The organism is Limnobacter sp., from assembly GCF_043511195.1.
Classification (GTDB): domain Bacteria; phylum Pseudomonadota; class Gammaproteobacteria; order Burkholderiales; family Burkholderiaceae_B; genus Limnobacter.
This window is the reverse complement of the sequence record NZ_CP121330.1, coordinates 1,393,657-1,419,813: the sequence shown is the minus strand read 5'-3', so window position 1 is coordinate 1,419,813 and position 26,157 is coordinate 1,393,657. Positions and strand designations below refer to the sequence as shown.

The window sequence follows — 26,157 nt, the reverse complement described above, 5'->3', positions numbered from 1 at the left end:
AATAATTTAACATTTACACATCATGCTTGCCTTGACTGCCAAAACTGCCCGCGCAATATTGCCCTGTATTGTCACATTGTTTACGCTGGCTTTTGGGCTGCCGGCTCACGCGGCAGACAAGAATTCAACACTGCAACTTTTGGTTGTTCCGCAATTCCCGGTCACGGAAATTCATTCCACCTGGAGCCAATTACTGGAAGGTCTGAAAAAAGAGGGACTTCCACCCATCGAGCTTGTTTTCAGCAAAGACATTAACGAGTTCGAAGCGCAGTTCCAAGCTGGGCGGGCCGACCTCATCTACTGCAACCCTTATCACATGGTGATGGCTAAAAAAGCACAAGGCTACACACCACTGATTCGTGACAGTAAGCCCTTGACCGGCATTCTTGTCGCTGAGACGGGTTCATCAACCGATGAAGTTCAATCATTAAATGACCTGAACGGCAAAACACTGCTGTTTCCCTCGCCCAACGCATTTGGTGCGTCGCTGTACATGCGCGCATTGTTGAAACGCGAAAAGGGGTTGGACTTTGTGACCAAATACGTGAAAACCCACCCCAACGTGATCCGTGGTGTGGTTCGCGGAGAAGGCCTGGCCGGTGGCATGGTGAATGCAACGCTGGCATCGGAATCCGCCGAACTACAAAGTAGAGTCAAAGTGATCTACGAAACCCCACCGGTACCACCTCATCCGATTGCCGCACACCCACGCGTGCCAGCTGCAACTCAAGAGGCCATTGCTGCCGGTGTTTTGGCCTACATCAAAGCCAACAAACAGGTGGGTGCCAACATTCAAATGCCCAATCCCGTGCGCGCCGATTATGCGAAAGATTACAAACCACTTGAAAAACTGGGCCTAGAGGCATTTCTTTCCAATTGAAACAGTCTTTTCAATCCATAACCCATCCAAGCCTGGGCACCAAACTTTTGGTGCTTGGCATTGGTTTGGTGTTGATTCTGGCGCTGGCTTTTACCTGGTTCAATACACGGACCCAGCATGACGAACTGCAAGACGTGTTCAAGCAGCAAGCCACTGCCCTGGCATTTAATATTACAGTGTCCAGCAACAGTCATTTGCTTGAAAAAGACTTTGCAATCATTGAAACACTTTTATTGAAGGCGGACGGATTCCAGGACCTGTATTCCGCCACGGTGGTTGCAGCGAACGGGCAAGTATTGGCGCAGGTTTTGCGAGACAACAGCACGCACAAGCTGACCGCCTTGTACACAAACGAGAAACTTCACATACCCAACAAGGGCCTGCAAACCCAATTATTTAAAAGTGACCGGTATTTAACCGTTATTGAACCCATAGAATCTGGACGGGTGATTGGGTATGTGGTGCTCGAGTTTGATTTGTCTCCCCTGCAAATACGAGAATCCGAACTGATCGAGCGCAATGTATTGCTGGCGGTCATACTTATATTTCCTGCAACATTGGCTTTGTGGTTGTTCATACGCAAAACCATTGTTGAACTGCATTCGCTCACCGATTTTGCACAGCGCATGGTTAAAGGACAGGGCATCGAACATGCCACATCCCCGACCTCTCGCGAGTTGGCCATGCTGCATGCGACCCTGAACTGGGCCTCTGTCACGCTCGACAAAAAGAACCAGGCTCTGGAGGCAGCAAAACTGAAGGCGGACAAATCGAATGATTTGAAATCCCAGTTTGTGGCCAACATGAGCCACGAAATCAGAACACCGCTGAACGGGATTCTGGGACTGACCGAAATCACGCTGGGCAATAGCGCACTGGCTGAAAAACCACGCCGGAATCTGGAGTTGATTCAACTCAGCGCTGAGCATTTGCTGCGCGTTGTCAACGACATTCTCGATTTCTCGAAAATTGATGCGAACCGGCTGGACATGGATCCGCAACCTTTCGAGTTACGCGCCCATGTGCAAGCCATCGTCAAAATGGTCTCTAGCGCCTATGCAAAACCGGGCGTTGAAATCGTGTTGGATATTGATCCGGCCATTCCTGACCTGCTCAATGGTGACTGCCCACGCATTATGCAAGTGCTGAACAATTTGTTAAGCAATGCACTGAAGTTTACGATGGCAGGCCGGGTCAGCATCACCCTCAGCGCAAAGACTACGCCAAGCAAAACAAAACCCGCCACATGTAAAATCGATTTCGCGATACGCGACACCGGCTTGGGAATCTCGGAATCGGCCCGTAGCGAGATCTTCAAGGCGTTTTCACAAGCGGAGCCCGGCACCGCACGCAAGTATGGTGGTACTGGTCTTGGATTGACCATTACCCAGCGTTTGCTGGAATTGATGGATAGTCGTATTCATCTTTGGTCCGAAGAAGGCATTGGAAGTGAATTCAGCTTTACACTCGAGTTACCGATTGTTGAAATAAATACAATCACTGGAACTGAAACTCTGGCTGTCAACATGCACAACGACATCCCACACGACACGACAAATGAATTTGGTCATGTATCTACCGGTCTTCGTGTTCTGGTGGCTGAAGACAATATGGTCAACCAGACATTCATTTCGCATGTGCTGACCCAACTCGGAATTTCATACCGGTTTGCTGATGATGGCCTTGCCGCGGTGCAAGCCGTGGACGAAGAACCATTCGACCTGATATTCATGGACATGCACATGCCCAACATGGGCGGGCTGCAAGCATGCCAAGCCATTTTGGCCAAACCCCAACATAAAAACTTGCCGATTGTTGGCCTGACAGCGGATGCAATTGCAGACACCCGTGAAGCATGCATGTCCGCCGGCATGCGCGAGTACATTTCAAAGCCATTCAAACGCAGCGACATTGAGGCCGTGCTTGTACGCCTGAAATTTCGTGTGTCGCCAATTCCCATGCAAAACTTTGACCATGACAAAGAACTGCTGAAAACCACCATCAATATGATTGCGGCTGAAATTCCCCAACTTGCCGACGATATTGAAAATGAGATTCTGGCCGGCAATTTGTCCGAGGCCAAGCGCGCGCTGCATACCCTGAAAGGCCATTGCAAGCTTGTTGGAGAACTGAGTTTCGCCGACTTTATTCAGCAAATGGAAAACCAGCTGATGCTACACCAGCGACCTACTGCAGACGCCCTGGAGCACCTGAAGAAAAACCTTCGTGTGCTTCAGCAACGCCTTCGCCTGTTAAGCCAGTAAATCGTTCCTGACTGCGGCCGTAACCACCAGCTCTACCTTCCAGCCGGGTTTGGCAAGGCCTTTCACCTCAACACAAGCGCGTGAAGGCGCAGTCCCTTCGGGCAACCAAGCGTCCCACACTGCATTGAACCCATCATAATCGCGGTCCATATTGGTCAGGAACACTTGCACCAGCAACAGGTGACTTTTGTCGGTTCGCGCGGCAACCATCGTCCGCTCAAGGCTGCTAAGCAGATCCCGGGTTTGGGCCTGAATGTCGCCCTCCTCGGTAGAAGGCACCTCAACCAAATAAACCACCCCGTTAAAGCTTGTGGAATCGGAGTAACGTTTTGTAGTACCTTGTCGGTGTATCACAGGACCCCCTTCATGAAATTTGAACATTTGGTGCAGATCAACGACCCGAGCTTGCCCGGTATTGACTGGTTAACGCGGCAACAACTCTGGTTCGGTTTGGTTGCACGGGCCTGGAAACCAACCCGCTTTGTCTTGGGTCTTGAAGATGCGCAAGTGATTCAAACCAAACAGGAAGGCAATGTCACCACGCTGGCGCGCGTACTGAATTATGGCCCTTTCCAAATCGAAGACACCATTGATCTGATCGAAGAAGACCGCACCGAAACCCGCATTGTAGCGAATCAATTCTGTGGCGACAGCACGCTTACAATTTCAATTGAAGAACCAGAACTGGGCGAGTTGTGGTTGCGGTTTCAATACCAGGTCAGCGATGCAGCGGCCACGCCGGGTGGTCCCGAGGTGTCAGCACACGATGTGGATGAAATTCGTAAACAGGCTTACCGCGCGGCCGACATCGACACCGTGCGCATGATCCGCGAGCCGGCCATGGCCATGCCCGCGCACACCCCCGACAACCGCAAGGATCACTGAATTACTTCAGTGCACAGGCACCCATATAAATTTGACCAGACCGGTTACCACTGCGGCAATACGCCAGCACCGGCTTTTCTGCTGCATCCAGAATACGCTTGAAATCTTCAAGCAATATTTCCGACGGCGGCTGACCTACTTCCATCGGCAAGTAATGAATTGCCAAACCCAGACTTTTTGCCTTGGCTTCAATCACAGCGTGGGCAAGTTGCGCACCCACTTCGTGATCGGGCCGATTGTTCACAATGGTTTTAAAGCCCAGTTGTGCAATCGCCTCCAAGTCATCGGGACTAATTTGACCGCACACTGCGACTTCATTGCTCAGTTGCCTGATGCTCATTTCAACAAATTCCTTCGATGTGTTGTTACTGATACGACAGTTCTTTGGCCTTGCCCCAGAACACTTTGTAAGAAAACGCAGTGTACCCGAGGATGGTTGGCAAAGTGATCACCACACCCACCAGAATAATCTTCAATGCCTCGGGCGACGAAGCGGCCTCCCACACGGTCAACTGATTCAACACCACATAGGGATACTGGCTGTAAGCCAGGCCCATGAAAGCCAATGTCATCACGGCTGCGGTGAGAGCAAACACCATCCAGCCATAACCCGCGTCCATCAGGCGCTGGCTGCTCAACACATGGTGAATGCCCCACAGGCACAACACCGATGCGATTGGAATGGGCGCCAGGGCCATAATATTGGGGAAGCTGAACCACTTGTCAAAAATTTCAGGCACCACCAAAGGGGTCATGGCCGAAATAAAAGCGATTGAAGCCAACATGGGCCAAAAACTGATTCGCCCCCACCGGCGAGATTTTTCAATCAAATCTCCTTCGGTTTTCATGATCAGCCAGCCGCTGGCCAACAGGGTGTAGGCAAAAGGCAAGGTAATCGCCACGCCCAAATTGAATACCAACTGCGACCAGTGGTTCGAGAAACCAGTGATATAACTGCCCAGCATCCAGCCCTGCGACACCGAAGTGACCAGTGAGCCGATGAAAAAAATACGATTCCACAAAGGCTTGTAGGCAACCTCCACCTTCACGCGGAAGTCAAAGGCCACACCGCGCAACACCAAGCCCAACAGCATGAATGTCACTGGCAAATACAAGGCGGTCAACACCACACCGTGCGCCTTTGGAAACGCCACCAGCAATACGCCTACGCCCAGAACCAGCCAGGTTTCATTGGCATCCCAAAACGGACCAATTGAGTTGATCATGGTGTCTTTTTCAGCGTCGGTGGCATGTGGCAGCAGCAGACCCACCCCCAGGTCGTAGCCATCAAGCACAACGTAAATCAACAGTGACAAACCCATCACGCCCATGAACAGCAGCGGCAAGAACTCATTGAAAGTCATGGCTCAGTTCCTCTTTTTCATTGTTCACGACGAAGTTGATCGGCTGGCTTGGTGGCAGGCGGCACCCCGCCCCAATTCACTTTTTTTGATGAACCAATGCCACCCAGCAACATGTAACGCAACACCCACACATACGAGATGATCAGACCAATGTACATGGCCATGTACAGCAACACTGTGAATGCCAGCAACTGGGGCGGATGTTGGGCCACCACATCGGCCGTGCCCAGCACCCCATACACCACATAAGGTTGGCGACCAATTTCAGTCACCCACCAACCCGCCACGGTGGCCACCCAACCCGAGAACATCATGAACATCAGAGCAGTAAGAATAAGCCGGTGCGTTTTATTCTCGAGTACCGGACCTGTTTTCCGGAAGGCCCACACCGAGGCCCAAGAGACCAGCAGCATCAACATGCCCATGCCCACCATGACCCGGAATGAAAAGAACACAGGACCGACCGGCGGATGGGTATTGAGGAAATCATTCAGCCCTTTGATTTCGCCGTTGAAGTCGTGCGTCAAAATAAAACTGGCCATTTTGGGAATGCCAATTTCAAAGTGATTGGTGCGTTTCTCGCTATCGGGAATGGCAAACAACAGCAGCGGTGCACCCTTCTCGGTTTCCCAAACACCTTCCATGGCAGCCACCTTCGCCGGTTGATGCTTCAGGGTATTCAAACCATGCAAATCACCCACAAAAATCTGAATCGGAATCAGTGCGGCAGCACCATAAACACCCAGTTTCAACATGTGCCGGGTGAATGGCTTTTCACGTTTGCGCAAAATTTGAAGCGCACTGCCACCTGCAATCACAAAGAAAACAGTCAGCCCACTGGCCAACAACATGTGGGTGAATCGGTACGGGAAGGACGGATTCCAGATAATTTCCAGCCAATTGGTCGCATGCATTTGACCATCAATGATCTCGAACCCCTGCGGGGTCTGCATCCAGCTGTTCAGTACGAGAATCCAGAAAGCCGACAGCGTGGTGCCAAAGGCCACCAGAAACGTGGCCAGCAGGTGAACTTTGGGCGACACCCTTTGCTTGCCAAACAGCATCACACCTAAAAATGTGGCTTCCAGAAAAAAGGCGGTGAGCACCTCATAGCCCAGCAAGGGACCCGAAATATTCCCTGTCTTCTCCATGAATCCAGGCCAGTTGGTGCCAAACTGAAAACTCATGGTGATGCCCGACACCACACCCATGGCAAAAGTCAGTGCAAATATCTTGGTCCAGAAGTAATGGGCCTGTTCCCACTCGGTCTTGCCCGTGCGCACGTGCTGCCAACGCAGATAAAACATCACCCAGCCAAGGCCGATGGTGATTGTGGGAAACAAAATATGAAAGGTAATGTTGGCCGCGAACTGGATTCGGGCAAGATCTAGCGACGTAAATTCCATGCTGCACCCCAAGAAAGCAACTGAATTCGAACGGCAAGTGCACTACTACTTATCGCACTCTCATGACCTTAATTAGGTGCGTGCTGTCTGTCAAATTAGTTTGCTCAATGAAGTACCGCACAACGCGTACAATGCCGAATCGCCCAATTTTGGAAGCCCACAGTGATCAACCGCCCCATGTTCTTTTTGCTGGCTGCGCTGGCGGCGTTCGCCCCTTTGGCGATTGACCTGTATTTGCCCAGCCTTGCTGCAATTGGCGAAGAGCTTCAAGCCCCCGCTGGGCGAGTTCAACAAACAGTCACCGTATTTCTGGCTGGGTTTGCCCTGGGCATGCTGTTTTACGGACCACTTTCCGACCGGTTTGGTCGCAGGCGGATGATTTTTGCGGGCACCACGGTGTTTGTGTTGGCCAGCGTGGCCTGCATGTGGGCCCAAAGCATTGAACAGCTGCTGGTGTTCCGCCTGGTTCAGGCCTTTGGTGGTGGCGCCGCAGCGGTCATTTCACGTGCAGTTATTCGTGATTTGTTCGGCGAAACCGATTCAGCGCGTGTCATGGCCATGATCGCCATGGTGACCTCGCTGGCACCCATGGTTGCGCCACTGTTGGGTGCCTACATTCTGGAGCTGGGCTCATGGCGATATGAATTTCTTGCGCTTGCCCTGTTTGGCGCCGCATGTACCTTGGCTGCCTATGCCCTGCTGCCAGAAACATTAAGCAAAGTCCGAACGCAAACCTCGCTAAGCCATGCCTTCCGGGGTTACTGGACAGTCTGGAAATACCCGGATGCAAGATTGCTTATTGTGGCCGGTGGTGCGCACTTCGCGGCCATGTTTGCGTACATCACAGGCACGCCCTTTGTGTACATCGAATTTTTTGGCTTGAACGAGAAAACTTATGCGCTCCTGTTTGGCTCCAACATTCTGACATTGGTTGCTTTTGGCTACGCCTCAACCCGAATGGTGAAACGAACCGGCACCACACCCCTGATTAAAACCGGCTCGCTACTGGGTTTATTGGGCGCAACCCTGGTGCTAGCCAGTGCCTGGAATGCAGGCCAGGCCAGTTGGAACCTGGGTCTGATGGTGGCAGGCTTTCTGTTGTGTGTGGGTTCGCTGGGGTTTGTTGCCCCAAACACCACCGCACAGTTGCTTGGCAGGCACCCGAAAAATGCAGGAGCGGCCTCGGCCCTGTATGGTTGTGCGCAATTTGGTTTGGGGGGATTGGCCAGTTGGGCAGTTTCTGTGGTCTATGATGGCACCGCACTGCCCATGGCTGTCACAGTGCTGGCCTTTGCTGCGCTTGCATACTGGGCAAGCCAACAATTGAAACGCTGAACTTTTCATTGTAAGCACAAAATTATTGCCTTTGTGTTTAAACAACTGCGAAATTGGCATGAAAATTGGACTTTTGGGTCCCTTTACGGTATGTTGTGTCACGAATTTATTCAGTCCAACAACCCAAATAATCATTTTTGCACTGCCATATGGCCGACACAAAAGCCCAAAGTGGCGAGAACCAGCCCGACGTGGCTTGGCTCGAGAGCCAATACAACGTCCGCTCTTACCTGCCCGATCACCCCAAAACCTTTGCTCGCTGGGCTGAACAGTCCCGCTACGCGCGTTTTGATCTGGACGGGTTCTGGAATCAGTATTTCGGCGAATCGGAAGCAGAAACCGTGGACGTCATTCCGGGCAAACCCGGCAAGCCTCTGTTGATTTTTATTCACGGCGGCTACTGGCGTTCACTGGACAAATACGACTTCACTTTTCTGGCCAAACCCTATGTGGCACGTGGCTACTCGGTAGCCTTGCTCAATTACGGTCTTATTCCACGCGTCACCATTGAAGACAGCGTGCGCCAAACCCTGCGTGGTATTGAATGGCTTTACCGCCAGGCAGACCGTTTCGGTTTCGATGCCAATCAAATTGTGGTGTGCGGTCATTCCGCGGGCGGTCATTTGGGCGTGATGAGTGCGTTGGCCTTTTGGCCACTGTGGGCCTCTGACCTGCCACAAGATGTGGTGAAGTCTGTCATTGCCATTTCAGGCATTTACGACCTCAGCCCACTGGTGCACACGCCTTTCATTCAGAAAGACCTGAAACTGAACCAGAAACGTACCCGCATGGTAAGCCCGGCACTGATGCCCAAGCCCACCATTCCGGTGCACCTGGCATTTGGCACCAAGGAATCCGATGCGTTCAAAGAGCAAAGTGCTTATTTGGCATCGCACTGGGGCCTGAATCCACCCTTGCAGGTGAATGCAGACCATTTCAGTATTTGCGACAGCATTGCCGACCCCAACAGCGAGCTGTTCATGCTGATTCAAAACCAGTTGTTGCTGCCATCACACTAAATAAAAACTGAACGGGTTATCCCCCCATGTTCGGTAAACTGCTTTTCAGGCTGGTGCCGTATAAATAGACTGTACACACCAGCCTGGAGGCAAACATGCCCCTCACGATCGCCTACTCCAACGCCGCCAATTCACTCGGCCCGCGTTACCCCGATGGTCAAACCCTGATGCGCAAACGCACGCTTCGCCAAACAGCAAAGTTGTTCAAGGTAGGGGCAGAAGTGTTGTTGAACATGGCACCGGCCACAGTCATTGCCTACAACATTGCCGAGTTCGGCCGCTGGATCTCGACAAGCCACCCTGTGCTGGTTCAACTGCAAACGGGCGAGCTTCAATACTGTCGCTTGAGTGACCTGCACATTGCTGAAAACCCGAGCATTCAGACCCACTGAAGCTGACTATAATCCGGTGATGAATTCATCATCACCGACACAAAACGCCATCGGCTTTATTGGCCTTGGCAACATGGGTTCCGCCATGGCGGGCCACCTTTGCAACGCAGGTTACAACGTGCTTGCGTGGGCGCGAAATGCATCCACTTTTCAGGCGCTTGCCGACCTTCCTGTCAAACCGCAACCCAGCATTGACGCATTGTGCGCGAACACCCGTTTGATCGCATTGAACGTGACCAACACCGCCGATGTTCAATCGCTGCTGTTTCGTGAGGGCGGTATTGCCCAATGCGCTCAACCGGGCACCATTGTTGTGGATTTCAGCACGATTGACGCTGCCGCTGTTGCGGAAATTGCGCGCACGCTCAAGGTAAAACAAATCGACTACATCGACTGCCCAGTGTCTGGCGGAGCTGCTGGCGCACGCGCTGCAACACTGAGCATGATGGCAGGTGGTGATTTGGCTGCGTTCCAACAGATCGAGCCCATGCTGAAACACTTGGGCAAAACCATTCGCCATGTGGGGCCCTCGGGCGCTGGGCAAGCGATTAAAGCCGCCAATCAAATGGTGCTGTGTATTCAGTTGGTGGGCATTGCTGAAGCCATGAATTACGCACTGGAACAAGGCGCTGAATTAAGCGTGGTGCTTGAATTGCTGCAAGCGGGCTTGCCCGCAAGCCGGGTATTGGACTGGGCTGGGCCGCACATGGTAAATGGCTTCACTGACCCGGTTTCAATTGAAGCGCACCTGCATGCGAAAGACGTGCGCATGGTGGCGGATGCTGCGAAGCAGCAAGGTTTGCATTTGCAGCTGTTGTTTAAAACCGCGGAGCTGCTGGATGAACTGGTGGCCGAGGGACCGAAGAGCCAGGACACGTCGCGGGTTTTCGAGGTAGTACGCAAACACATGCGGGGCTGATGGCCAAGCTGCACAGCCGCACTGTTCGGGTCTTGGCACTGACGCAAGCTGCACAGCCGCACTGTTCGGGCTTGGCGCAGCCCGAGTTCTCCCAACTAACCCTCTGGCTTGGGTCATGCAAAGCGCAATAGCGCCTTTGCATCGATTCCTTGCGGAATCGCCCCGCGCTGCGAGGCCGTTGGGCGGGCTGGCCTGAATTCGCCCCGAACAGCGCTGCATGTGCAGCTTGTAAAATGCAGCGGCGAGTTGCGTGCTGTACGCGATGTGTGCTTAGCTGTGCGGTGTGCGGATTTGATCGGGGGCGGTTTCAGGCAAAGCGAGGTTCAGCTTGGGGTCAACAGATTTTCCGTCGCAACAGGCACTGCGCCCCGAGCAAATCAACCATACCGCATAGCCGAACCACGCCGGATCAAATGTCGTAGGCCTGCCCACCGCCCAACACGCGGTCAATCAGCTTCGGGGTCAACATGGGCGCAAACACCGCAATGAATTCGTACATCAACGTGCGCATGAACACGCCCTGCCGCAAAGCAATGCGCGTGGTGTTGCGGCCGAACAGGTGGTCAACCGGTACGGCCATCAAACCTTTGTCTTTCAACGCATCAAAAGCCACCTCGGCAATAATGCCCACGCCCAAGCCCAAACCCACATAGGTTTTAATCACATCGGCATCAATGGCTTCCAACACCAAATCGATGCTAACACCCGCCTTTTGAAAGGCCGCATCAATTTTCTTGCGGCCAGCAAAGTGCGTTTCGTAGGTAATCACCGGCATTTGATCGAAATCGGCCAAAGCAATTTGTCGCCCGCCTTTAACAAACGGCGTTAACAAAGGCGAATCAGTGGGCGCAACCGCAATGTGACCCCAGTCATAACAGGGAAAAGTCACCAAGTCGGGTTCGTCGGCCAAGGCCTCGGTGGCCACTGCCAAATCCGCTTGATCATTGCGCACCCATTGGGCCAGTTGCTCGGGCGTTCCCTGTAGCAAAATCAGCCTCACCTTCGGAAATTTTTTGCGAAAAACCGCCACTGCCTGCGGCAACACATATCTGGCTTGTGTGTGGGTGACCGCCACGGTTAGTTGCCCGCTTTCCCGCGCTGCAAATTCTTCGCCCACGCGTTTGATGTTCTCCAACTCGGCCAACACCCGCTCGCAAGCTTGATAAACCAATTCACCCGGCGGGGTTAAGCCTTTGATTCGCTTGCCATGGCGCTTGAAAATCTGAAAGCCCAACTCATCCTCGAACTCGATAATTGCCTTCGAAACACCAGGCTGAGAGGTAAACAAAGCCTTGGCCGCCTCAGTCAGGCTGAAGTCGTGGCGAACCGCTTCCCGAACAAACCGGAGTTGGTGCAAGTTCATAAAAATCCTTTATTCCACAAGGGAATATATAAATGGAAATATTGTCGTTTGAATTATAAGGCGAAGCGCCTACACTGCAAGTCCCAAAAAACCATTTTCATCGAGCTTTCACGTGCCTTTTGACATCGATTTAGTCTACGTCGCTTCTGGCCTTGCGGTCGGCCTTTTGGTCGGCCTCACTGGCGTGGGTGGTGGGTCGCTCATGACCCCCCTGCTCACGGTGATGTTTGGTGTGCCTGCCACGACCGCAGTGGGCACCGACTTGGCATTTGCAGCCATTACCAAGGGCGCAGGTACGTTGGTTCACCGCATGCGCAACACCGTGAACTGGAAAATTGTTGGCTTGGCGTGTTTGGGTAGCGTGCCCGCTTCGTTGATTACGATTGCCGTACTCCATGGCCTCGACATTCAGAATGCTGGCAAAGGCAGCCCCATTGATGTATTCATCCGCTGGTCCATTTCCATCTGCGTCATGTTGACTGTGGGCGTTCTTATTTTCAAAACCAAGATTGTTCATTGGCTACAAAACCACCCGCAAGCGCAATTGGAAGACAAAACGCGTACCATCGCTACCGTGGTCGCATTTGCAATCATCGGTATGTTGGTCACTGTGTCGTCTATTGGCGCAGGTGCGATCGGCGCCATGGTGTTAATCATGTTGTATCCACACCTGAAAGCCTCTGAAATCGCAGGTACCGACATTGCCTATGCAGTGCCGCTCACCACTGTTGCAGCGTTTGGTCACTTTAGCCTAGGCACAGTTGATTTTGGTTTGTTGGGCGCACTGCTGCTGGGTTCGATCCCTGGCATTACAGTGGGTAGTTATTTAAGTCGCGCAGTGCCTGAAAGGTTCTTGCGGGGGGTATTGGCCACGACCCTCACCGCCGTGGCCGCAAAACTGGTGATGTAAATGTACAAATACGACGACTATGACCACGCCCTTGTACGCGAACGCGTGGCTCAGTTTCGCAATCAAACCGAGCGCTTTCTCAAGGGCGAATTGACGGACGAAGAGTTCCGACCATTGCGCCTGCAAAATGGCCTGTACATTCAGCGCCATGCGCCCATGCTGCGCGTGGCCATTCCCTACGGCCTGCTGGGTGCAAAACAATTGCACCGGCTTGCAGACATTTCGGCCAAGTACGACCGCAACTATGCGCACTTCACCACGCGTCAGAACATTCAGTACAACTGGCCCGCACTGGAGAGCATTCCTGACATTCTGGCTGAATTGGCCGAAGTTGAAATGCACGCCATTCAGACCAGCGGCAACTGTATTCGCAACACCACCAGCGACCCGTTCGCTGGCATTGCGAAAGACGAATATGTAGACCCTCGCCCATTCTGCGAACTGATTCGCCAGTGGAGCACCTTCCACCCGGAATTTGCGCACCTGCCGCGCAAGTTCAAAATTGCCGTAAACGGTGCAGCAGAAGACCGCGCTGCAGTGCAAGTACACGACATTGGCGTGAACCTGACCCGCAATACTGCCGGTGAAGTGGTTGCGCAAGTATTGGCGGGTGGCGGGTTGGGCCGCACACCCGTCATTGGTTCCGTGATTAAAAATGATCTGCCCTGGCAAGAACTGCTGACCTACATTGAAGCAGTAATGCGCGTGTACAACCGCTATGGTCGCCGCGACAACCTGTACAAAGCCCGCATCAAAATTCTGGTGCGTGCCATTGGTCCGGAAGAATTTGCCAAGCAGGTTGAAGAAGAGTGGCAACACATCAAAGGCGGTGTGTCCGTTATTCCCCAGAAAGAATTCGACCGTGTTTCCTCTTTCTTCACTGCACCTGCTTACGAGCAGTTCAGTGCCGAACAAGTGGCAACCATTGCCGAGCAAAATCGTGGCTTGCGCGCCAAGCATGTGGGCTTTGATCGCTGGCTAATCCGCAATGCACGCGAACATCGCCAGCCTGGTTACGTGGCCATCAGCATTTCGCTGAAGCGCCCCGGTATTGCCCCAGGCGATGCCAACACCGATGAAATGCACCTGATCGCCGATTTGGCTGAGCAATATTCTTTCGGTGAACTGCGTGTGACTCACGAGCAAAACTTTGTATTGTCCGACGTGGCCGAGCAAGACCTGTTCGAACTGTGGAGCACCTTGAAGGAACGCAACCTGGCCATGCCCAACATTGGTTTGGTGAGCGACATCATCGCCTGCCCCGGCGGCGATTTCTGTTCACTGGCCAATGCCAAATCCATTCCAATTGCTTTGGGCATTCAGGAAGCTGTGGACAATCTGGATTACCAGTTTGACCTGGGCGACCTTAGCCTGAACATTTCGGGTTGTATCAATTCATGTGGTCACCACCACATTGGCAACATTGGCATTTTGGGTGTCGATAAAAACGGCGAAGAGTGGTACCAGGTTACCTTGGGTGGCCGCCAGGGCAACAATGCATCCATCGGCAAGGTGATTGGAAAGTCCTTCTATGAGAAAGACGTACCTGGCGTGGTGGTGAAGTTGCTGGAAGTGTATGTGCGTGAGCGTCATGAAGACGAACTGTTCATCGACACGCTCGACCGCATTGGCGCAGACCCATTCAAAGAGCACGTGTATGCCAACAAGGAGGCTGCATAAAATGGCAAACATTATTGTTAAACCACTGAACGGCGAAGCTGAAATTGTTGCCGATGAATTTGTGGTGATTGAACAAGGTACTGATGAAGCACCCGTGGCTGTTCCTTCTGACGGCAAAGTGCTGGTGCACCTGTCTGTTTGGGAAGCCAACAAAGCGGAACTTTCTGCACGCGCACAAGCCGGTGATTTGGGTGTGTACCTGAACCCGGACGACAACCCCGAGCAGTTGCAAGGCGATGTGAACGTACTCAAGTTGATTGCGTTCAATTTCCCGGTGTTCAAGTACGGCCAAGGCTATTCAGGCGCGGTGTTGCTGCGCACGCGCTACGGCTTCACAGGCGAAATTCGTGCATTCGGTGACGTGTGGCGCGATCAATTCTTCTACCTGGCACGTTGCGGTTTCACGCAATTCGACATCAAGGAAGGCAAGTCGCTTGAAGACGCATTGAATGCATTTGCTGATTTCACCATTCCTTACCAAACCAGTGCCGATGGCTCGTTGCCCGTGTTCAACCGCAGGGCTGCCGCCGCAGGAGCATAAGCATGAATGCAGTGAATACTTCGGCACAGTCGCGCTTCCACAGTGTTGAAGCAGCAACGGAAAACAACGCTGTGCAAGAGCAGGCGATCGCCGTGTTTCGTGGCCCGCACCAACCCGCCACTGACATTGCTGCGAAAGTTCAAGCGCTGGAAACATTGTTGACCCAAGCCGCAAGCGAATTCGATTCAATCGCGCTGGCCAGCAGTTTGGCTGCTGAAGACAATGTGTTGTTCGATGTAATTGCCCGCCTGAAACTGAACATTCGTGTGTTCAGCCTGAATACTGGCCGTTTGCACCAACAAACGCTGGACGTGGCCCCTGCCCTGCAAGCCAAATACGGGCAAACCGTAGCGTGGTTTGAACCACAGGCCGCCGCGGTCGAAACCTATGTGAACACCAAAGGCCGCGATGCATTTTATGAAAGCACCGCGCTGCGCAAAGAATGCTGCGGAATTCGCAAGGTAGAACCCCTGGCTCGTGCGCTGAAAGGCGCCAAGGCATGGATCACCGGGCAACGTCAGGCCCAGGCAGCCACACGTGCTGAATTGCCCACACGCGAATTCGATGTTGACCGTGGCATTGAGAAATTCAACCCCCTGGCCGACTGGAGCGAGGCGGATGTGTGGACCTATGTTCGTCAGTACGATGTGCCCGTGAACAAACTGCACTTTGAAGGTTTTCCTTCAATTGGCTGCGAGCCATGTACCCGCGCAATCACGATTGGTGAAGACATTCGCGCAGGCCGCTGGTGGTGGGAAGACCCCACCAGCAAAGAATGCGGTTTGCACAATGCCAATTTGAAAAAATAAGCTGAATTAATACAACGAGAGAAATCATGAGCACGCAAGTACACACCATGTCCCACCTGGATTGGCTCGAAGCAGAAGCCATCTACATCATGCGCGAAGTGGCCGCCGAATGCGCACGCCCAGCCATGCTGTTCTCGGGTGGCAAAGATTCCATCGTGATGCTGCGCCTTGCGGAAAAAGCATTTCGCCCAGGCAAGTTTCCATTTCCCTTGGTGCACATTGACACTGAGCACAACTTCCCGGAAGTGATTGAATTTCGCGACTGGAAAGCCAAGCAATTGGGCGAAGAACTGATTGTGCGTTCCCTGGAAGGATCAATCAAAAAGGGCACCATTCGACTGCCCCACCCCGAGGCTTCACGCAACTCGTTTCAAAGTGTCACCTTGCTTGAAACCCAGGAAGAATTCGGTTTCGATGCACTAATGGGTGGCGCCCGTCGGGATGAAGAAAAAGCCCGCGCGAAAGAACGTATTTTTTCCTTCCGCGATGGCTTTGGCCAATGGGATCCGAAAAACCAGCGCCCCGAGCTTTGGGACCTGTACAACACACGTGTGCACCCCGGCGAGCACATGCGCGTGTTCCCGATTTCCAACTGGACTGAACTCGATGTGTGGCAATACATTGAGCGCGAAAAGCTGGAACTGCCCAATATTTACTACGCCCACGAACGTGAGGTGATCGAGCGCAACGGCCTGCTGGTTCCCATTACTGACATGACACAGCCCAAGGCGGGCGAAACAGTCACAACCCGCACGGTGCGCTTCCGCACGGTGGGCGATATTACCTGCACCTGCCCAGTGGCAAGCACCGCGGCAACACCGGCTGAAATCATCACCGAGACTGCGGTCACTGACATCACAGAGCGCGGCGCAACCCGCATGGACGATCAAACTTCCGAGGCCTCCATGGAGCGCCGCAAGAAAGAAGGCTATTTCTAAATCGAGATGAATACCATGAACGCAATTAACGAAGCCCTGAAACTGAGCACCCAAGACCACGGTGTGCTGCGCTTCATCACCGCTGGCTCTGTCGACGACGGAAAATCAACCTTGATTGGTCGCCTGTTGTTTGACAGCAAAGGCATTTTTGCTGACCAGCTGGCCGCCATTTCCAAGGCAAAAAACAAGCGCACCGCAGGTGATGCAATCGACTTTTCCCTGCTGACCGACGGTCTGGAAGCGGAGCGCGAGCAAGGCATTACCATCGACGTGGCTTACCGCTATTTCGCCACACCTGCACGCAAGTTTATTGTGGCCGACACACCAGGTCACGAACAGTACACGCGCAACATGGTCACTGGCGCATCCACTGCCGACGTGGCCATTGTGCTGGTCGACATTACCCGCGTTGCCTTTGAAGAAGGTGCAGAAGGCCTGAAAGCCACACTGCTGGCGCAAACCAAACGCCACAGTGCAATTGCCGGCAAACTGGGCATTCCAGCGATTCTGTTCGCCGTGAACAAAATGGACCTGGTTGATTTCGACCAGGCAAAATTCATTGCCACCGAAAAAGCCGTGCGTGAACTGGCTGTTACCGTGGGCGTTGCCGAAGCACTGGTGCTGCCCATTTCAGCCCTTACAGGCGACAATGTGGTTACCGTCAGTCCAAAAACCCCTTGGTACACTGGCCAGCCCTTGCTGCCCATTCTGGAAAACATTCCAAGCCGTGCCGACCGCGCAGAAGCCGCCCACAAAGTGGGTTTCCGTTTCCCGGTGCAATTGGTGGCACGCCACGATGGTCACAAAGCCGAGGATTTCCGCGGCTACATGGGTCGCGTTGAAGGCGGCAGCGTGAAAGTGGGCGACACCGTGGTGGTACACCCTTCAGGCCAAAGCGCCGTGGTATCGCGCATCGTGCTGTTGAACGATGATTTGCCCGAAGCGCACCTGGGCCAGTGTGTAACACTGGTGCTGGACCGCGATGTGGATGTTTCCCGCGGCGATCAAATTGTCAGCAGTGGCGACACAGTGAACCACACCCCGGTGAAATCATTGACGGCCGACATTTGCTGGTTGGACAATGAACCATTGAACCCTGCGCGCAAGTACTGGATCAAGCAAACCACACGCCAAACCCAAGCCAAGATCAAGGCGGTGAATTTGGTGCTTGATATTCACACCCTGCTGCATGGCGAAAGCACCAAAACGGTGCAAATGAATGACATCGCGCAGATTGAATTGGTGCTGGCGCAGCCCATCGTGGCGGATTTGTACACCGAATGCCGTGCAACAGGCAGTTTTATCTTGATTGACAGCGCCACGAACCAAACTGTGGCTGCTGGCATGATCGTTGCAAAGAACTAAGCAACGACCCTTCACCCGGTTGTTGGTTGCTTGTTCTTAAATAGGGACTTTTAAAGATGGGACGCGTTGTATTGATTGGAGCAGGACCTGGAGCGGAGGATTTAATCACCGTTCGTGGCCTGAAGCTGTTGATGCAGGCAGACTGCGTGTTTTACGATGCGCTGGTCAGTCCCTCTCTTCTTGCCGAGTCCCGTCCCGATGCAAATCTTGTCGCGGTTGGAAAACGCTGCGGCAAGAAATCCACAGCCCAGCACTTCATCAACAAACAACTTGTGGAAGCGGCTGAAAAATACACATTGGTTGTTCGCCTGAAGGGCGGTGACCCCATGGTGTTTGGCCGCGCCGATGAAGAAATTACAGCTTTGAAAGCTGCAGGGCATACAGTGGAAGTGGTGCCAGGAGTCACTGCGGCTTTGGCTGCTGCCAGCAGCTTGCAAGCTTCGCTGACACTGCGTGGCGTTGCTCGCAGCCTGACACTGACCACCCCTTCTGTGGGCGCCAATGAAGTGCCCAGCACGGAATTGTTCACCGGCACTGAAAACGACACGGTGGCCGTGTACATGGGCTTGCGTCAGGCTGGCCCATGGGCTGCAGCCTTGCTCGACAAGGGCCGCAACCCCAACACTCCCGTGATTTTATGCGAAAGTGTTTCGCTTCCTGCTGAAAAATTCACGCCACTGAACTTGGGCAAGTTGCCTTCGTTTTCCGCTGAACAGCTCACCGATGGGCCTTGCCTTATCTTGATTGGCCAAGCCTTGGCCAAAGCATGTGCAGCGCTTCAACAGGCCAATAAAAACCCAGCCGATATTGCTCTGGCTGGGTCGATCAAAGCCGCTTGACTGAGCCGTTTTAACCCGCTGCAGCCTCGCACTTCTTCATGAACGAATTTTTGGCAGCGCCGGCCAGCTTTTTGCCGTCTTTGCCCACTGCGCGTTCCGCACAACTGGCTTTGTTGTCAGCCATGCATTTTTTCATGAACGAATTTTTTGCGGCACCATTCAATGGCTTGCCTTCTTTGCTAACCGCTTTGGCCTGACAAGCTGCCTCGGTGGATTGAGCGTAAGCGGGAACTGAAAAACACAGCGCAGCCAACAGCAACCATTTTTTCATGGAAAGTCTCCTGTTTGTTTTATTGATTAAACCTGCTGAACAATTTCATTGGCAATTGCTTGCCACACTGCATCCCACTGACCCACAGCTGTTGTGGCCTCAATGTTCAAACCCGGGTGTTTGGCTTTCATTTCTGCCATGATCACCGGGAAATCGTTTTTCAAGTGCCCGCCCTTTCCAAAGAAAATGGGTACCACCTGAATATGCTCCACACCGCCCTGCGCCATGCAGTCCACCGTGTCGGGCAGGCTGGGTGCCATCAATTCGAGAAATGCCAGTTCAACTTGCACATTGGGCAGTTGGGTAGTCAACATGCTTTGCAAGCGTTTCATGGGCTCGGCCCACTGTGGGTCGCGCGCGCCATGACCAAACAACACAACTGCTTTTTTCCCGGTACTGCTCATCGATTCCTCAATACATTCAAAGTGCGCCAAGGCGCAGGTTGCGACACCCACCACAATGCGCCCATGCCCACCACAAAGCCCAGCAAACTGGGCAAAGCCGCACTGACGAACGGCGGGAAGCTGGCCACCATGCTGAGGTGGGAAAACAGGTTATTCACCAAATGGAAACCTACACCTATCATGATGCCTGCGAACACTTTCACACTCACACTGCCCGACCTGAAATGCAAATAAGCAAACGGCAGCGAGATCATCATCATGATCAAAATGGCAAATGGGTACATGATTTTTTTGGCAAAGGCCAAATCAATGTTGTCGGTGGCCTGCAAGTTGCTGCTTAAAAAATTGGAGTAGTTGTACAGCTGCCATGCACTCATGCGGTCGGGGCGAACAAACAAACCTGTTAATAATTCAGGCGACAAATTCGAGGTCCAGCGCATTGTTTCAAGAGATTCAAATTCGCTGGCCTGAATGGTCAAGCCCGCTTTGGCGGCATTCGGATTGCTCACCGCCTCATCGAAATACCGCTGAAACAGCACATTGCGCAGCTCCCAATCACCCGACTTGGGATCGAACATGGCACTTTCAGCGCGTACCCAGGCCCGAATTCGGGACTCCGGGTCCAGTTCGTAATATTCCAGTTTAAGCAATTCGCCGTCTTTGTTGAACGAGTCGAAGTTCACAAAACGCACGCGTGCCTCTGCATTGGGCGCGCTGTAGGTGTCGCGCAACCAGTACCCGCTTCGAAAATCGCGATCCACTTCATAACCCAAAGCCTTGGCCCGCATGGGCACCGCCGCCCGCTCGGCCAATGGCGCCACCGCCTCGCCGAACAGCACGGTGATCACCACCACACCGGCTGCAATGCGAACCAACATTTTCAGCATGCTGGTGGTGCTTAAACCTGCAGCGCGCATGGCTGTCAATTCACTGCTGGCGGCCAGCTGCACCAGGGCGTAAATCGAGCCGATCAGCGCGGCAATGGGCGCAATTTCATACACCCGGGCAGGCAAACCCAGCAACACCGCGACGAAATAATAAAACCAACTGGTGCCGGGCAAACTCAAACGATCCACCTCGGCAATCAAATCAAAAAAGGCGAACAAACCAACAAAGGCAACCATCACAAAAGTGATCGCTTTGTAGAGTTCGCTTCGAAAGTAAACCAGCAAGGAATGGGGGACGGTGAAGGGCTTTTTCATCGTTTGATCTCCTGCCCGGCCACCACGTCTTGCAAATCAAGAGAACGAACCGGCCTGCGCCATTGAAACAATGGGGCGCCTGCGGGGCGGTTGCGCTTCATCATCAGAAGATAAAACAGGAGTAAGACAATGGCGTGTGGCAGCACCAAAGCCACCCAGAAATCGAGCGTTTCCTTGGAGACCATGCTTTGAGTGACCGACACGATATTGCTGTAGGTGAGGTAAATCAGCAAGGCAAAGAGCTGATTCAGTGAATTGCCACCCCGTGGATTGACAAATGCCAATGGAATGGCCAGCAAGCCGAGCGCCAGCGCAGACAATGGCAAGCTGACTCGCCACAACAACTCGCCTTGCGCGGCCGGTGAAAAATCGGCAATCAGCAAGTCGACGCGGCGGTGTTGCAATTGAAAACTGGGGGCAGCCCCCAGTGTGTTGTCGATAGCCAAACCATACGTCTCGAACTCAGTGCTGGCAAAACGTTCACCGGTGCTGTCCAGCGTGGCTCGGCGTCCACCACTGAGCACCAGATAAGGCTGACCATTCACGTCCACTTCCACGCTGCCACGGGCTGCCGAAACCACGGTGCGGGTGTCGCCTTTGGAGTCCACCACGAACACGTTTTCAACCTGCTTGGTGACCTCGGATTGACGCTCCACGAAAAACACGCGATTGCCCTCGCCTGACTCCCTGAACTGCCCGGCACTGACTTTGCTCACATCGCTGCGTTTGGCAAAACGGTCTTTGGCAGCATCCAGTTCAGCCTTGGCCCAAGGGGTAAGCCACACCGAACACACCATGGCCAGCACGGTAAGAGGCACTGCAAAGCGCAACACGGGCCGCACCAGCGAAAAAAGAGAGACGCCCGAGGCAAACCAGGCTGTCATTTCCTGTTCCTTGAAGGCGCGAGACACCACACCCATGACGGCAATGAACACGGTGATCACCAAGGCGGCGGGCAGGTATTGAAGCCCGCCCAACAAAATGAGTGTAAAGACTTCGGCGTTGTCGACTTTGCCCCCTGCAGCCTGGCCCAGGGTTCGAACCAGCACCGTGGTCACAATGATGGTAAACAGGGCCACAAAGGTGGCACCCGCTGTTTGTGCGAAGTCTTTTCGAAAAGTGGATCGAAACAGCATGCAATGCAGGTGGGCTGCGCTTTGACTCGCTAACCCAGCTTGTTAATAATGGTAGATTGTCGCATGCATTCGTTTTGAATGGTCGAGCATTAATCGCAAGAAGGAACACCATGACAGCAACACCCGCCACACCCAAAGCCAAGAAGCCCAGCTCCCCCCGCGCAGCCAAAAAAGCAGCACCCACGCCGCCGCCGATGTTCAGCTTCAAGGCCGGCACCGGTGCGGTGGCCAAAGTGACTGCGGGCGGCCCCGTACCTGCAAAAGGCTGCGATGTGGCCGCGGTAGCTGTGTACAAGAATGGCGAATTAAGCGCCGCCGCCAAACGAGCCGACATTGACACCGAAGGCTTGGTGGCCAACGCGTGCAAGGCTGACAAAAACCTGGGCAATTCAGGCAGCTGCCGCGTGGTGTTCAATACCGCCAAGGCAGGCGCCCCGGTGTATGTGCTGGTCGGGCTGGATGAAGCCGACAAATTAAGCATCAAATCATTGCGCAAAGCCACTGGCTTGGCCTGTGATGCGGTCAAAGGCCTGAAACCTGCCAAAGTATTTTTTGCACTGAATCAGGAAGTACCCAAGAAAAGTACCGACAAAGAGACCGCAGCCCTGTGTGCGCGCACCATCACTGAAAGCTTTTACAGTTTTTCAGCCTGCAAAAAGCAGGACGATGATGCCGCTGCCCCGCCCGCGTTTGAGTTGGCCTGCACAAAATCGACTCTGGCAGCAGTAGAAAAAGGTGCTGCCATTGGCCATGCCATTGGCAACGGCATGCAGTTGACCAAAGACCTGGGTAATTTGCCTGGCAATATTTGCACCCCCAATTACCTGGCCGAAACTGCAAAAGCCTTGGCCAAACAATACAAACTGGGTGTGGAAGTGCTGGACCACAAAAAAATGGAAGCACTGGGCATGTTCAGTTTGTTGTCTGTGGGTAAGGCATCCAGCGAACCCCCCAAGCTGATTGTGCTGAAGTACAACGGTGCAAAAGACTCCAAAGAAGCCCCGGTGGTATTGGTTGGCAAAGGCATTACTTTCGACACGGGTGGTATTTCATTGAAGCCTGGTGAAGGCATGGACGAAATGAAATACGACATGTGTGGCGCGGCCAGCGTGCTGGGCACCATGAAGGCAGCAGCCGAAATGAAGCTGGCCCTGAACCTGATTGTGGTGGTACCCACTGCTGAAAACATGCCGGCTGGCAATGCCAGCAAACCGGGCGACGTGGTGGTGTCCATGAGCGGACAAACCATTGAAATTTTGAACACCGATGCTGAAGGCCGCCTGATTCTGTGCGATGCCCTGACCTATGTAGAGCGCTTCAACCCGGCCGCGGTGGTCGATGTGGCCACACTGACCGGCGCTTGCATTGTTGCACTGGGCCATGTGAACACCGGTTTGTTCAGCCCCGATGATGACCTGGCCAATGAACTGTTCAATGCGGGCCAAAACGCGCTGGACACTGCATGGCGCATGCCACTGGACGAGGAATACCACGAACAGTTGAAAAGCAACTTTGCCGACATGGCCAACATTGGCGGCCCGCCCGCTGGCAGCGTCACAGCCGCCTGCTTCCTGCAAAAGTACACAAAGGCTTACAGCTGGGCCCACCTGGACATTGCTGGCACAGCCTGGCATTCCGGCAAGGCCAAAGGTGCGAGTGGTCGCCCTGTGCCCATGTTGGCCGAGTTTGTCATGAAGCGTGCGAAGGCCTGAGGGTTTTGAATTGACACGAATCGACTTTCACTTGAATGTTTCAGACCACCTGCTGTACACCTGCCGGTTGATCCGGAAGGCGTACGGCAGCGGCCTGAAAATTGTGTGTTACAGCACCCGCCCCGAGGTGCTTGAAAACCTGGACAAACTGCTGTGGACGTTTTCCGAGGAAGACTTTCTGCCCCATGTTGTTTCGGGTCACCCCGGTGTGGCAGACACGCCCATTGTGCTCACTGACAAGGCAGACGACATTGCCCATTACGACCTGCTGATCAATCTTGATGAGCAATGGCCACCCTTTTTTGCCCGGTTTGAACGCCTGGTCGAAATTGTGGGCACCGATGAAGACAACAAAGCCCTGGCACGGCAGCGTTACAAGTTTTACAAAGAACGCGGTTACCCGCTGAACACCTTCGACCGCGCAAACGGTTAAGGACTACAACATGAGTGAACATTTTGATGGTGGCCCACCACTGCTGACCGAGGTGATTGAATCGGGTTTGCGGGAGATTGAACAATCCACCGGCAGCCGCCTGGGTGGAAATCTAAGTGACCCGCAAATTGAAATTTTGCGGGCACAGCTACCCGAGTTGTTTGAGCGCGCCCTGCTTCGAATCAAACCCCAGTTGATGCAAGAGTTTGAAAAAATCGTGCTGGACGCGCTGAAAAAATAATCAGGTTTTAAACACCTGCACAGATTGGGTCAAGCTGCCCGCCAAATCGGTAATCTGACCGGCCACGTGTTTGTTCTGTGCAATGGCCGCGGTGTTTTCCTCGGTCATTTGCGCCACACGCTCCACGTTGCGGCTAATTTCAACACTCACATTGCTTTGTTCTTTCATTGACACAGTAATGGCTTGAATCGCCTCGTTCACGCGGTCGGCATTGGCCTTGATCTGGTCAATGGTTCCCGACACGGAATCTGCCTGTTCAATACCCTGCTTCACCATGCCCACCGAGTCTTCCATGGATTTGGATGCCTGCTGGGTAATACTCTGGATTTGAAACACCATGGTTGAAATGCGCTCGGAAGAGCCCTTGGTTTGCTCAGCCAGCTTGCGAACTTCATCGGCCACCACTGCAAAACCACGACCACTTTCGCCCGCCCGGGCCGCCTCAATGGCGGCATTCAAGGCCAACAGGTTGGTGCGGTCCGCAATGTCGGTAATGGTTGAAATGATTTCCGAAATTTCATTGGACTGTTGCTCAAGCGAACGCACTGTGGCCGCACTGCCCTGCACTGAACTTGCAATATTTCGAATGCCGTCTACCACCAAGCCAAGCGTTACACTGCCCTGGTCTGCAGACTGCTTGGCTTGCAGGGCGGTGTGAGAGGCGTCGTTGGAGTTCTCGGTGATTTGACTGATCGACACGGTCAATTGCTCCACGGCAGCAGCCATCGACGATGTGGCATCGGCCTGCTCAGAGGCTGCGTTATTCATTTCATCGGATGAAGTACGCACTGCACTTGCACTTTCATTCAGTGATGCAGTGGAACCACGAATACCCTCAATCAAACCGCGCAGGTTGGTTTGCGCCTTGCCCAGTGCAAGCAACAGTCCTTCGACCTCGTCTTTGCCCTCTACCTTGATGTTGCTGTTCAGCTTGCCCTCGGCCAAGGCATTGATGTGGATTGTGGCGGTGCCAAGCTTGCGCTTGAACATGCGCGAGATCATGAAGTTCAAAACCAAACCTGTGAGCAAGGCGAACAGGGTGATGGCGACGGTGATCACAATTGACTGCTGGTACACGCCTTGGCTGACCTCCTGGCGCTGCTTCAGCAGTTTGAATTCTTCAGCCTCCACTTTCGCCAACACTTCACGCATTTTGTCCATCAGCGGTTTACCCGGTGTTGCATCCACCATGGCATTGAAATCTTCCGGGGCCATATTGCCCTCGATGACCAAACGCTTGGCGTCAATCAAGGGATCAACCACGGAATTCAGCCAGGTGCGGTAGTGTGCGTTAAACAGGCGCAACTCCTCGGTTACCACTGGATTGTGGGCTGTTAATTCAGAAGCCTTATCCAAATGCTTTCGTACCTGATCTTTGCCTTCGTTGTAGGGAACGAGATAGGATTCATCCCCACGCAGCAGAAAACCACGCTCACCGGTTTCGATATTCACCAGGTTTTCACGCACACCCAACACACTTTCGATCACTTCGTGCGTGAATTCGTTTTTGGCATTCGCGTCCATGATGCGTTTGCTATTCAACACACCCAAACCACCTACCACCACGCCGAGCAAGATCACCGTGACCAAACTGGCACTGAACTTTGCACTGATGGAACTCAACATGAGAAACCCCTCTTTGAACTGTCATTGAATGACAACTTAACCCTGCTTTCTTGAAAATGCCTCACTCGATCAGGGCGGACGCATTGCTGCCACCCAGTCGGATTAGTTTGCATTTTGCAACAATCACTGCATCGTGAATTTGAGGAATAAAGGGTCTTTCCTGCCCCAGTCCAAACAACTCAAAGCCGGGAGTGCACCTGCAAACGCTATAATGTCGCGCTAA

At 53.3% G+C, this 26,157-nt stretch carries 27 protein-coding genes; 17 read left to right on the top strand and 10 right to left on the bottom strand.

Annotation, left to right across the window (positions count from 1 at the left end; genetic code table 11):
- The first annotated feature begins 22 nt into the window (after positions 1-22).
- Positions 23-880 carry a phosphate/phosphite/phosphonate ABC transporter substrate-binding protein gene (locus P0D43_RS06800; RefSeq protein ID WP_394673582.1) on the top strand — a complete coding sequence of 286 codons (858 nt, stop codon included), beginning with the start codon at positions 23-25 and terminating at the stop codon, positions 878-880.
- On the top strand, positions 877-3,144 hold the full coding sequence (locus tag P0D43_RS06795; RefSeq protein WP_394673581.1) for a response regulator: 2,268 nt from the start codon (positions 877-879) through the stop codon (positions 3,142-3,144). Before P0D43_RS06800 ends, P0D43_RS06795 begins: the two co-directional genes overlap by 4 nt.
- On the opposite strand, the gene P0D43_RS06790 is transcribed toward P0D43_RS06795, so the two are convergent.
- Positions 3,133-3,498 (bottom strand): RidA family protein, encoded by a 366-nt coding sequence (locus P0D43_RS06790; protein ID WP_236550922.1) that lies wholly within the window; start codon positions 3,496-3,498, stop codon positions 3,133-3,135. The genes P0D43_RS06795 and P0D43_RS06790 overlap by 12 nt on opposite strands.
- A gap of 12 nt (positions 3,499-3,510) precedes the next feature.
- Between P0D43_RS06790 and P0D43_RS06785 the strand changes: the two genes are divergently transcribed.
- On the top strand, positions 3,511-4,029 hold the full coding sequence (locus P0D43_RS06785; protein ID WP_394673580.1) for an SRPBCC family protein: 519 nt from the start codon (positions 3,511-3,513) through the stop codon (positions 4,027-4,029).
- A 1-nt stretch (position 4,030) separates the two neighbouring features.
- Here P0D43_RS06785 and P0D43_RS06780 read toward each other — a convergent pair whose 3' ends face one another.
- The 3 genes from P0D43_RS06780 to P0D43_RS06770 are packed head-to-tail and all read right to left on the bottom strand — an operon-like array spanning position 4,031 to position 6,799.
- Positions 4,031-4,369, bottom strand: a complete 339-nt coding sequence (locus P0D43_RS06780; RefSeq protein WP_341236320.1) for a TIGR01244 family sulfur transferase — start codon at positions 4,367-4,369, stop codon at positions 4,031-4,033.
- Positions 4,370-4,394: 25 nt separating this feature from the next.
- A complete protein-coding gene (locus P0D43_RS06775; protein ID WP_394673579.1) occupies positions 4,395-5,393 on the bottom strand; it encodes a cytochrome d ubiquinol oxidase subunit II in 999 nt (332 codons plus the stop codon).
- A gap of 17 nt (positions 5,394-5,410) precedes the next feature.
- Positions 5,411-6,799, bottom strand: coding sequence for a cytochrome ubiquinol oxidase subunit I (locus tag P0D43_RS06770; RefSeq protein WP_341236322.1), 1,389 nt, complete (start codon positions 6,797-6,799; stop codon positions 5,411-5,413).
- A 162-nt stretch (positions 6,800-6,961) separates the two neighbouring features.
- On the opposite strand from P0D43_RS06770, the gene P0D43_RS06765 reads away from it, so the two are divergent.
- The 4 genes from P0D43_RS06765 (at position 6,962) to P0D43_RS06750 (ending at position 10,464) form a co-directional block, all read left to right on the top strand.
- Positions 6,962-8,134 carry a multidrug effflux MFS transporter gene (locus P0D43_RS06765; RefSeq protein WP_159572845.1) on the top strand — a complete coding sequence of 391 codons (1,173 nt, stop codon included), beginning with the start codon at positions 6,962-6,964 and terminating at the stop codon, positions 8,132-8,134.
- 149 nt (positions 8,135-8,283) lie between these two features.
- Positions 8,284-9,153 carry an alpha/beta hydrolase gene (locus tag P0D43_RS06760; protein ID WP_138518778.1) on the top strand — a complete coding sequence of 290 codons (870 nt, stop codon included), beginning with the start codon at positions 8,284-8,286 and terminating at the stop codon, positions 9,151-9,153.
- Between the two features lie 95 nt (positions 9,154-9,248).
- Positions 9,249-9,545, top strand: a complete 297-nt coding sequence (locus P0D43_RS06755) for a hypothetical protein (RefSeq protein WP_341236323.1) — start codon at positions 9,249-9,251, stop codon at positions 9,543-9,545.
- A 19-nt stretch (positions 9,546-9,564) separates the two neighbouring features.
- Positions 9,565-10,464 (top strand): NAD(P)-dependent oxidoreductase, encoded by a 900-nt coding sequence (locus P0D43_RS06750; protein WP_394673578.1) that lies wholly within the window; start codon positions 9,565-9,567, stop codon positions 10,462-10,464.
- 409 nt (positions 10,465-10,873) lie between these two features.
- Here the strand turns inward: P0D43_RS06750 and P0D43_RS06745 are convergent, their stop codons facing one another.
- On the bottom strand, positions 10,874-11,827 hold the full coding sequence (locus P0D43_RS06745) for a CysB family HTH-type transcriptional regulator (protein WP_159572839.1): 954 nt from the start codon (positions 11,825-11,827) through the stop codon (positions 10,874-10,876).
- A 112-nt stretch (positions 11,828-11,939) separates the two neighbouring features.
- Between P0D43_RS06745 and P0D43_RS06740 the strand changes: the two genes are divergently transcribed.
- Genes P0D43_RS06740 through cobA form a run of 7 tightly spaced genes read left to right on the top strand, consistent with a single transcriptional unit; the run spans position 11,940 to position 18,909 of the window.
- Entirely contained in the window at positions 11,940-12,737 is a 798-nt protein-coding gene (locus P0D43_RS06740; protein ID WP_159572837.1) for a sulfite exporter TauE/SafE family protein, read from the top strand.
- A complete protein-coding gene (locus tag P0D43_RS06735) occupies positions 12,738-14,417 on the top strand; it encodes a nitrite/sulfite reductase (protein ID WP_394673577.1) in 1,680 nt (559 codons plus the stop codon). It begins immediately after the preceding gene.
- Position 14,418: 1 nt separating this feature from the next.
- Complete coding sequence (locus P0D43_RS06730; RefSeq protein WP_341236325.1) at positions 14,419-14,958, top strand: DUF934 domain-containing protein; 540 nt, start codon at positions 14,419-14,421, stop codon at positions 14,956-14,958.
- 2 nt (positions 14,959-14,960) lie between these two features.
- On the top strand, positions 14,961-15,767 hold the full coding sequence (locus P0D43_RS06725) for a phosphoadenylyl-sulfate reductase (RefSeq protein WP_341236326.1): 807 nt from the start codon (positions 14,961-14,963) through the stop codon (positions 15,765-15,767).
- Positions 15,768-15,793: 26 nt separating this feature from the next.
- Complete coding sequence (gene cysD, locus P0D43_RS06720; protein WP_341236327.1) at positions 15,794-16,705, top strand: sulfate adenylyltransferase subunit CysD; 912 nt, start codon at positions 15,794-15,796, stop codon at positions 16,703-16,705.
- A gap of 15 nt (positions 16,706-16,720) precedes the next feature.
- Entirely contained in the window at positions 16,721-18,070 is a 1,350-nt protein-coding gene (locus tag P0D43_RS06715) for a sulfate adenylyltransferase subunit 1 (RefSeq protein ID WP_159572829.1), read from the top strand.
- Between the two features lie 56 nt (positions 18,071-18,126).
- The gene (gene cobA / locus P0D43_RS06710; protein WP_159572827.1) at positions 18,127-18,909 is read left to right on the top strand and encodes a uroporphyrinogen-III C-methyltransferase; all 783 of its coding nucleotides are present in this window, start codon (positions 18,127-18,129) and stop codon (positions 18,907-18,909) included.
- 10 nt (positions 18,910-18,919) lie between these two features.
- On the opposite strand, the gene P0D43_RS06705 is transcribed toward cobA, so the two are convergent.
- Genes P0D43_RS06705 through lptF form a run of 4 tightly spaced genes read right to left on the bottom strand, consistent with a single transcriptional unit; the run spans position 18,920 to position 21,922 of the window.
- Positions 18,920-19,180 carry a hypothetical protein gene (locus P0D43_RS06705; protein WP_159572825.1) on the bottom strand — a complete coding sequence of 87 codons (261 nt, stop codon included), beginning with the start codon at positions 19,178-19,180 and terminating at the stop codon, positions 18,920-18,922.
- A 26-nt stretch (positions 19,181-19,206) separates the two neighbouring features.
- Positions 19,207-19,584 carry a sirohydrochlorin chelatase gene (locus tag P0D43_RS06700; protein WP_159572823.1) on the bottom strand — a complete coding sequence of 126 codons (378 nt, stop codon included), beginning with the start codon at positions 19,582-19,584 and terminating at the stop codon, positions 19,207-19,209.
- Complete coding sequence (lptG, locus tag P0D43_RS06695; RefSeq protein WP_394673576.1) at positions 19,581-20,786, bottom strand: LPS export ABC transporter permease LptG; 1,206 nt, start codon at positions 20,784-20,786, stop codon at positions 19,581-19,583. Before lptG ends, P0D43_RS06700 begins: the two co-directional genes overlap by 4 nt.
- Positions 20,783-21,922: an LPS export ABC transporter permease LptF gene (lptF, locus tag P0D43_RS06690; protein WP_159572819.1), complete on the bottom strand. Its 1,140-nt coding sequence runs from the start codon at positions 21,920-21,922 to the stop codon at positions 20,783-20,785. The genes lptG and lptF overlap by 4 nt, the downstream gene beginning before the upstream one ends.
- A 110-nt stretch (positions 21,923-22,032) precedes the next feature.
- Here lptF and P0D43_RS06685 point away from each other — a divergent pair, with 110 nt between their 5' ends.
- Genes P0D43_RS06685 through P0D43_RS06675 form a run of 3 tightly spaced genes read left to right on the top strand, consistent with a single transcriptional unit; the run spans position 22,033 to position 24,308 of the window.
- A complete protein-coding gene (locus P0D43_RS06685; RefSeq protein ID WP_394673575.1) occupies positions 22,033-23,634 on the top strand; it encodes a leucyl aminopeptidase in 1,602 nt (533 codons plus the stop codon).
- A 10-nt stretch (positions 23,635-23,644) separates the two neighbouring features.
- The gene (locus P0D43_RS06680) at positions 23,645-24,067 is read left to right on the top strand and encodes a DNA polymerase III subunit chi (protein ID WP_008252027.1); all 423 of its coding nucleotides are present in this window, start codon (positions 23,645-23,647) and stop codon (positions 24,065-24,067) included.
- A gap of 10 nt (positions 24,068-24,077) precedes the next feature.
- Positions 24,078-24,308 (top strand): hypothetical protein, encoded by a 231-nt coding sequence (locus P0D43_RS06675; RefSeq protein ID WP_159572815.1) that lies wholly within the window; start codon positions 24,078-24,080, stop codon positions 24,306-24,308.
- On the opposite strand, the gene P0D43_RS06670 is transcribed toward P0D43_RS06675, so the two are convergent.
- Entirely contained in the window at positions 24,309-25,934 is a 1,626-nt protein-coding gene (locus P0D43_RS06670) for a methyl-accepting chemotaxis protein (RefSeq protein ID WP_394673574.1), read from the bottom strand. It lies immediately after the preceding gene.
- Positions 25,935-26,157 lie beyond the last annotated feature (223 nt).

Bases quoted from the DNA above. Each gene is read 5' to 3' on its own strand.
- P0D43_RS06800 (WP_394673582.1), top strand. From the start codon at position 23: ATGCTTGCCTTGACTGCCAAAACTGCCCGCGCAATATTGCCCTGTATT.
- P0D43_RS06785 (WP_394673580.1), top strand. From the start codon at position 3,511: ATGAAATTTGAACATTTGGTGCAGATCAACGACCCGAGCTTGCCCGGT.
- P0D43_RS06780 (WP_341236320.1), bottom strand. From the start codon at position 4,369: ATGAGCATCAGGCAACTGAGCAATGAAGTCGCAGTGTGCGGTCAAATT.
- P0D43_RS06775 (WP_394673579.1), bottom strand. From the start codon at position 5,393: ATGACTTTCAATGAGTTCTTGCCGCTGCTGTTCATGGGCGTGATGGGT.
- P0D43_RS06770 (WP_341236322.1), bottom strand. From the start codon at position 6,799: ATGGAATTTACGTCGCTAGATCTTGCCCGAATCCAGTTCGCGGCCAAC.
- P0D43_RS06760 (WP_138518778.1), top strand. From the start codon at position 8,284: ATGGCCGACACAAAAGCCCAAAGTGGCGAGAACCAGCCCGACGTGGCT.
- P0D43_RS06755 (WP_341236323.1), top strand. From the start codon at position 9,249: ATGCCCCTCACGATCGCCTACTCCAACGCCGCCAATTCACTCGGCCCG.
- P0D43_RS06750 (WP_394673578.1), top strand. From the start codon at position 9,565: ATGAATTCATCATCACCGACACAAAACGCCATCGGCTTTATTGGCCTT.
- P0D43_RS06745 (WP_159572839.1), bottom strand. From the start codon at position 11,827: ATGAACTTGCACCAACTCCGGTTTGTTCGGGAAGCGGTTCGCCACGAC.
- P0D43_RS06735 (WP_394673577.1), top strand. From the start codon at position 12,738: ATGTACAAATACGACGACTATGACCACGCCCTTGTACGCGAACGCGTG.
- P0D43_RS06730 (WP_341236325.1), top strand. From the start codon at position 14,419: ATGGCAAACATTATTGTTAAACCACTGAACGGCGAAGCTGAAATTGTT.
- P0D43_RS06725 (WP_341236326.1), top strand. From the start codon at position 14,961: ATGAATGCAGTGAATACTTCGGCACAGTCGCGCTTCCACAGTGTTGAA.
- cysD (WP_341236327.1), top strand. From the start codon at position 15,794: ATGAGCACGCAAGTACACACCATGTCCCACCTGGATTGGCTCGAAGCA.
- P0D43_RS06715 (WP_159572829.1), top strand. From the start codon at position 16,721: ATGAACGCAATTAACGAAGCCCTGAAACTGAGCACCCAAGACCACGGT.
- cobA (WP_159572827.1), top strand. From the start codon at position 18,127: ATGGGACGCGTTGTATTGATTGGAGCAGGACCTGGAGCGGAGGATTTA.
- P0D43_RS06705 (WP_159572825.1), bottom strand. From the start codon at position 19,180: ATGAAAAAATGGTTGCTGTTGGCTGCGCTGTGTTTTTCAGTTCCCGCT.
- P0D43_RS06700 (WP_159572823.1), bottom strand. From the start codon at position 19,584: ATGAGCAGTACCGGGAAAAAAGCAGTTGTGTTGTTTGGTCATGGCGCG.
- lptG (WP_394673576.1), bottom strand. From the start codon at position 20,786: ATGAAAAAGCCCTTCACCGTCCCCCATTCCTTGCTGGTTTACTTTCGA.
- lptF (WP_159572819.1), bottom strand. From the start codon at position 21,922: ATGCTGTTTCGATCCACTTTTCGAAAAGACTTCGCACAAACAGCGGGT.
- P0D43_RS06685 (WP_394673575.1), top strand. From the start codon at position 22,033: ATGACAGCAACACCCGCCACACCCAAAGCCAAGAAGCCCAGCTCCCCC.
- P0D43_RS06675 (WP_159572815.1), top strand. From the start codon at position 24,078: ATGAGTGAACATTTTGATGGTGGCCCACCACTGCTGACCGAGGTGATT.
- P0D43_RS06670 (WP_394673574.1), bottom strand. From the start codon at position 25,934: ATGTTGAGTTCCATCAGTGCAAAGTTCAGTGCCAGTTTGGTCACGGTG.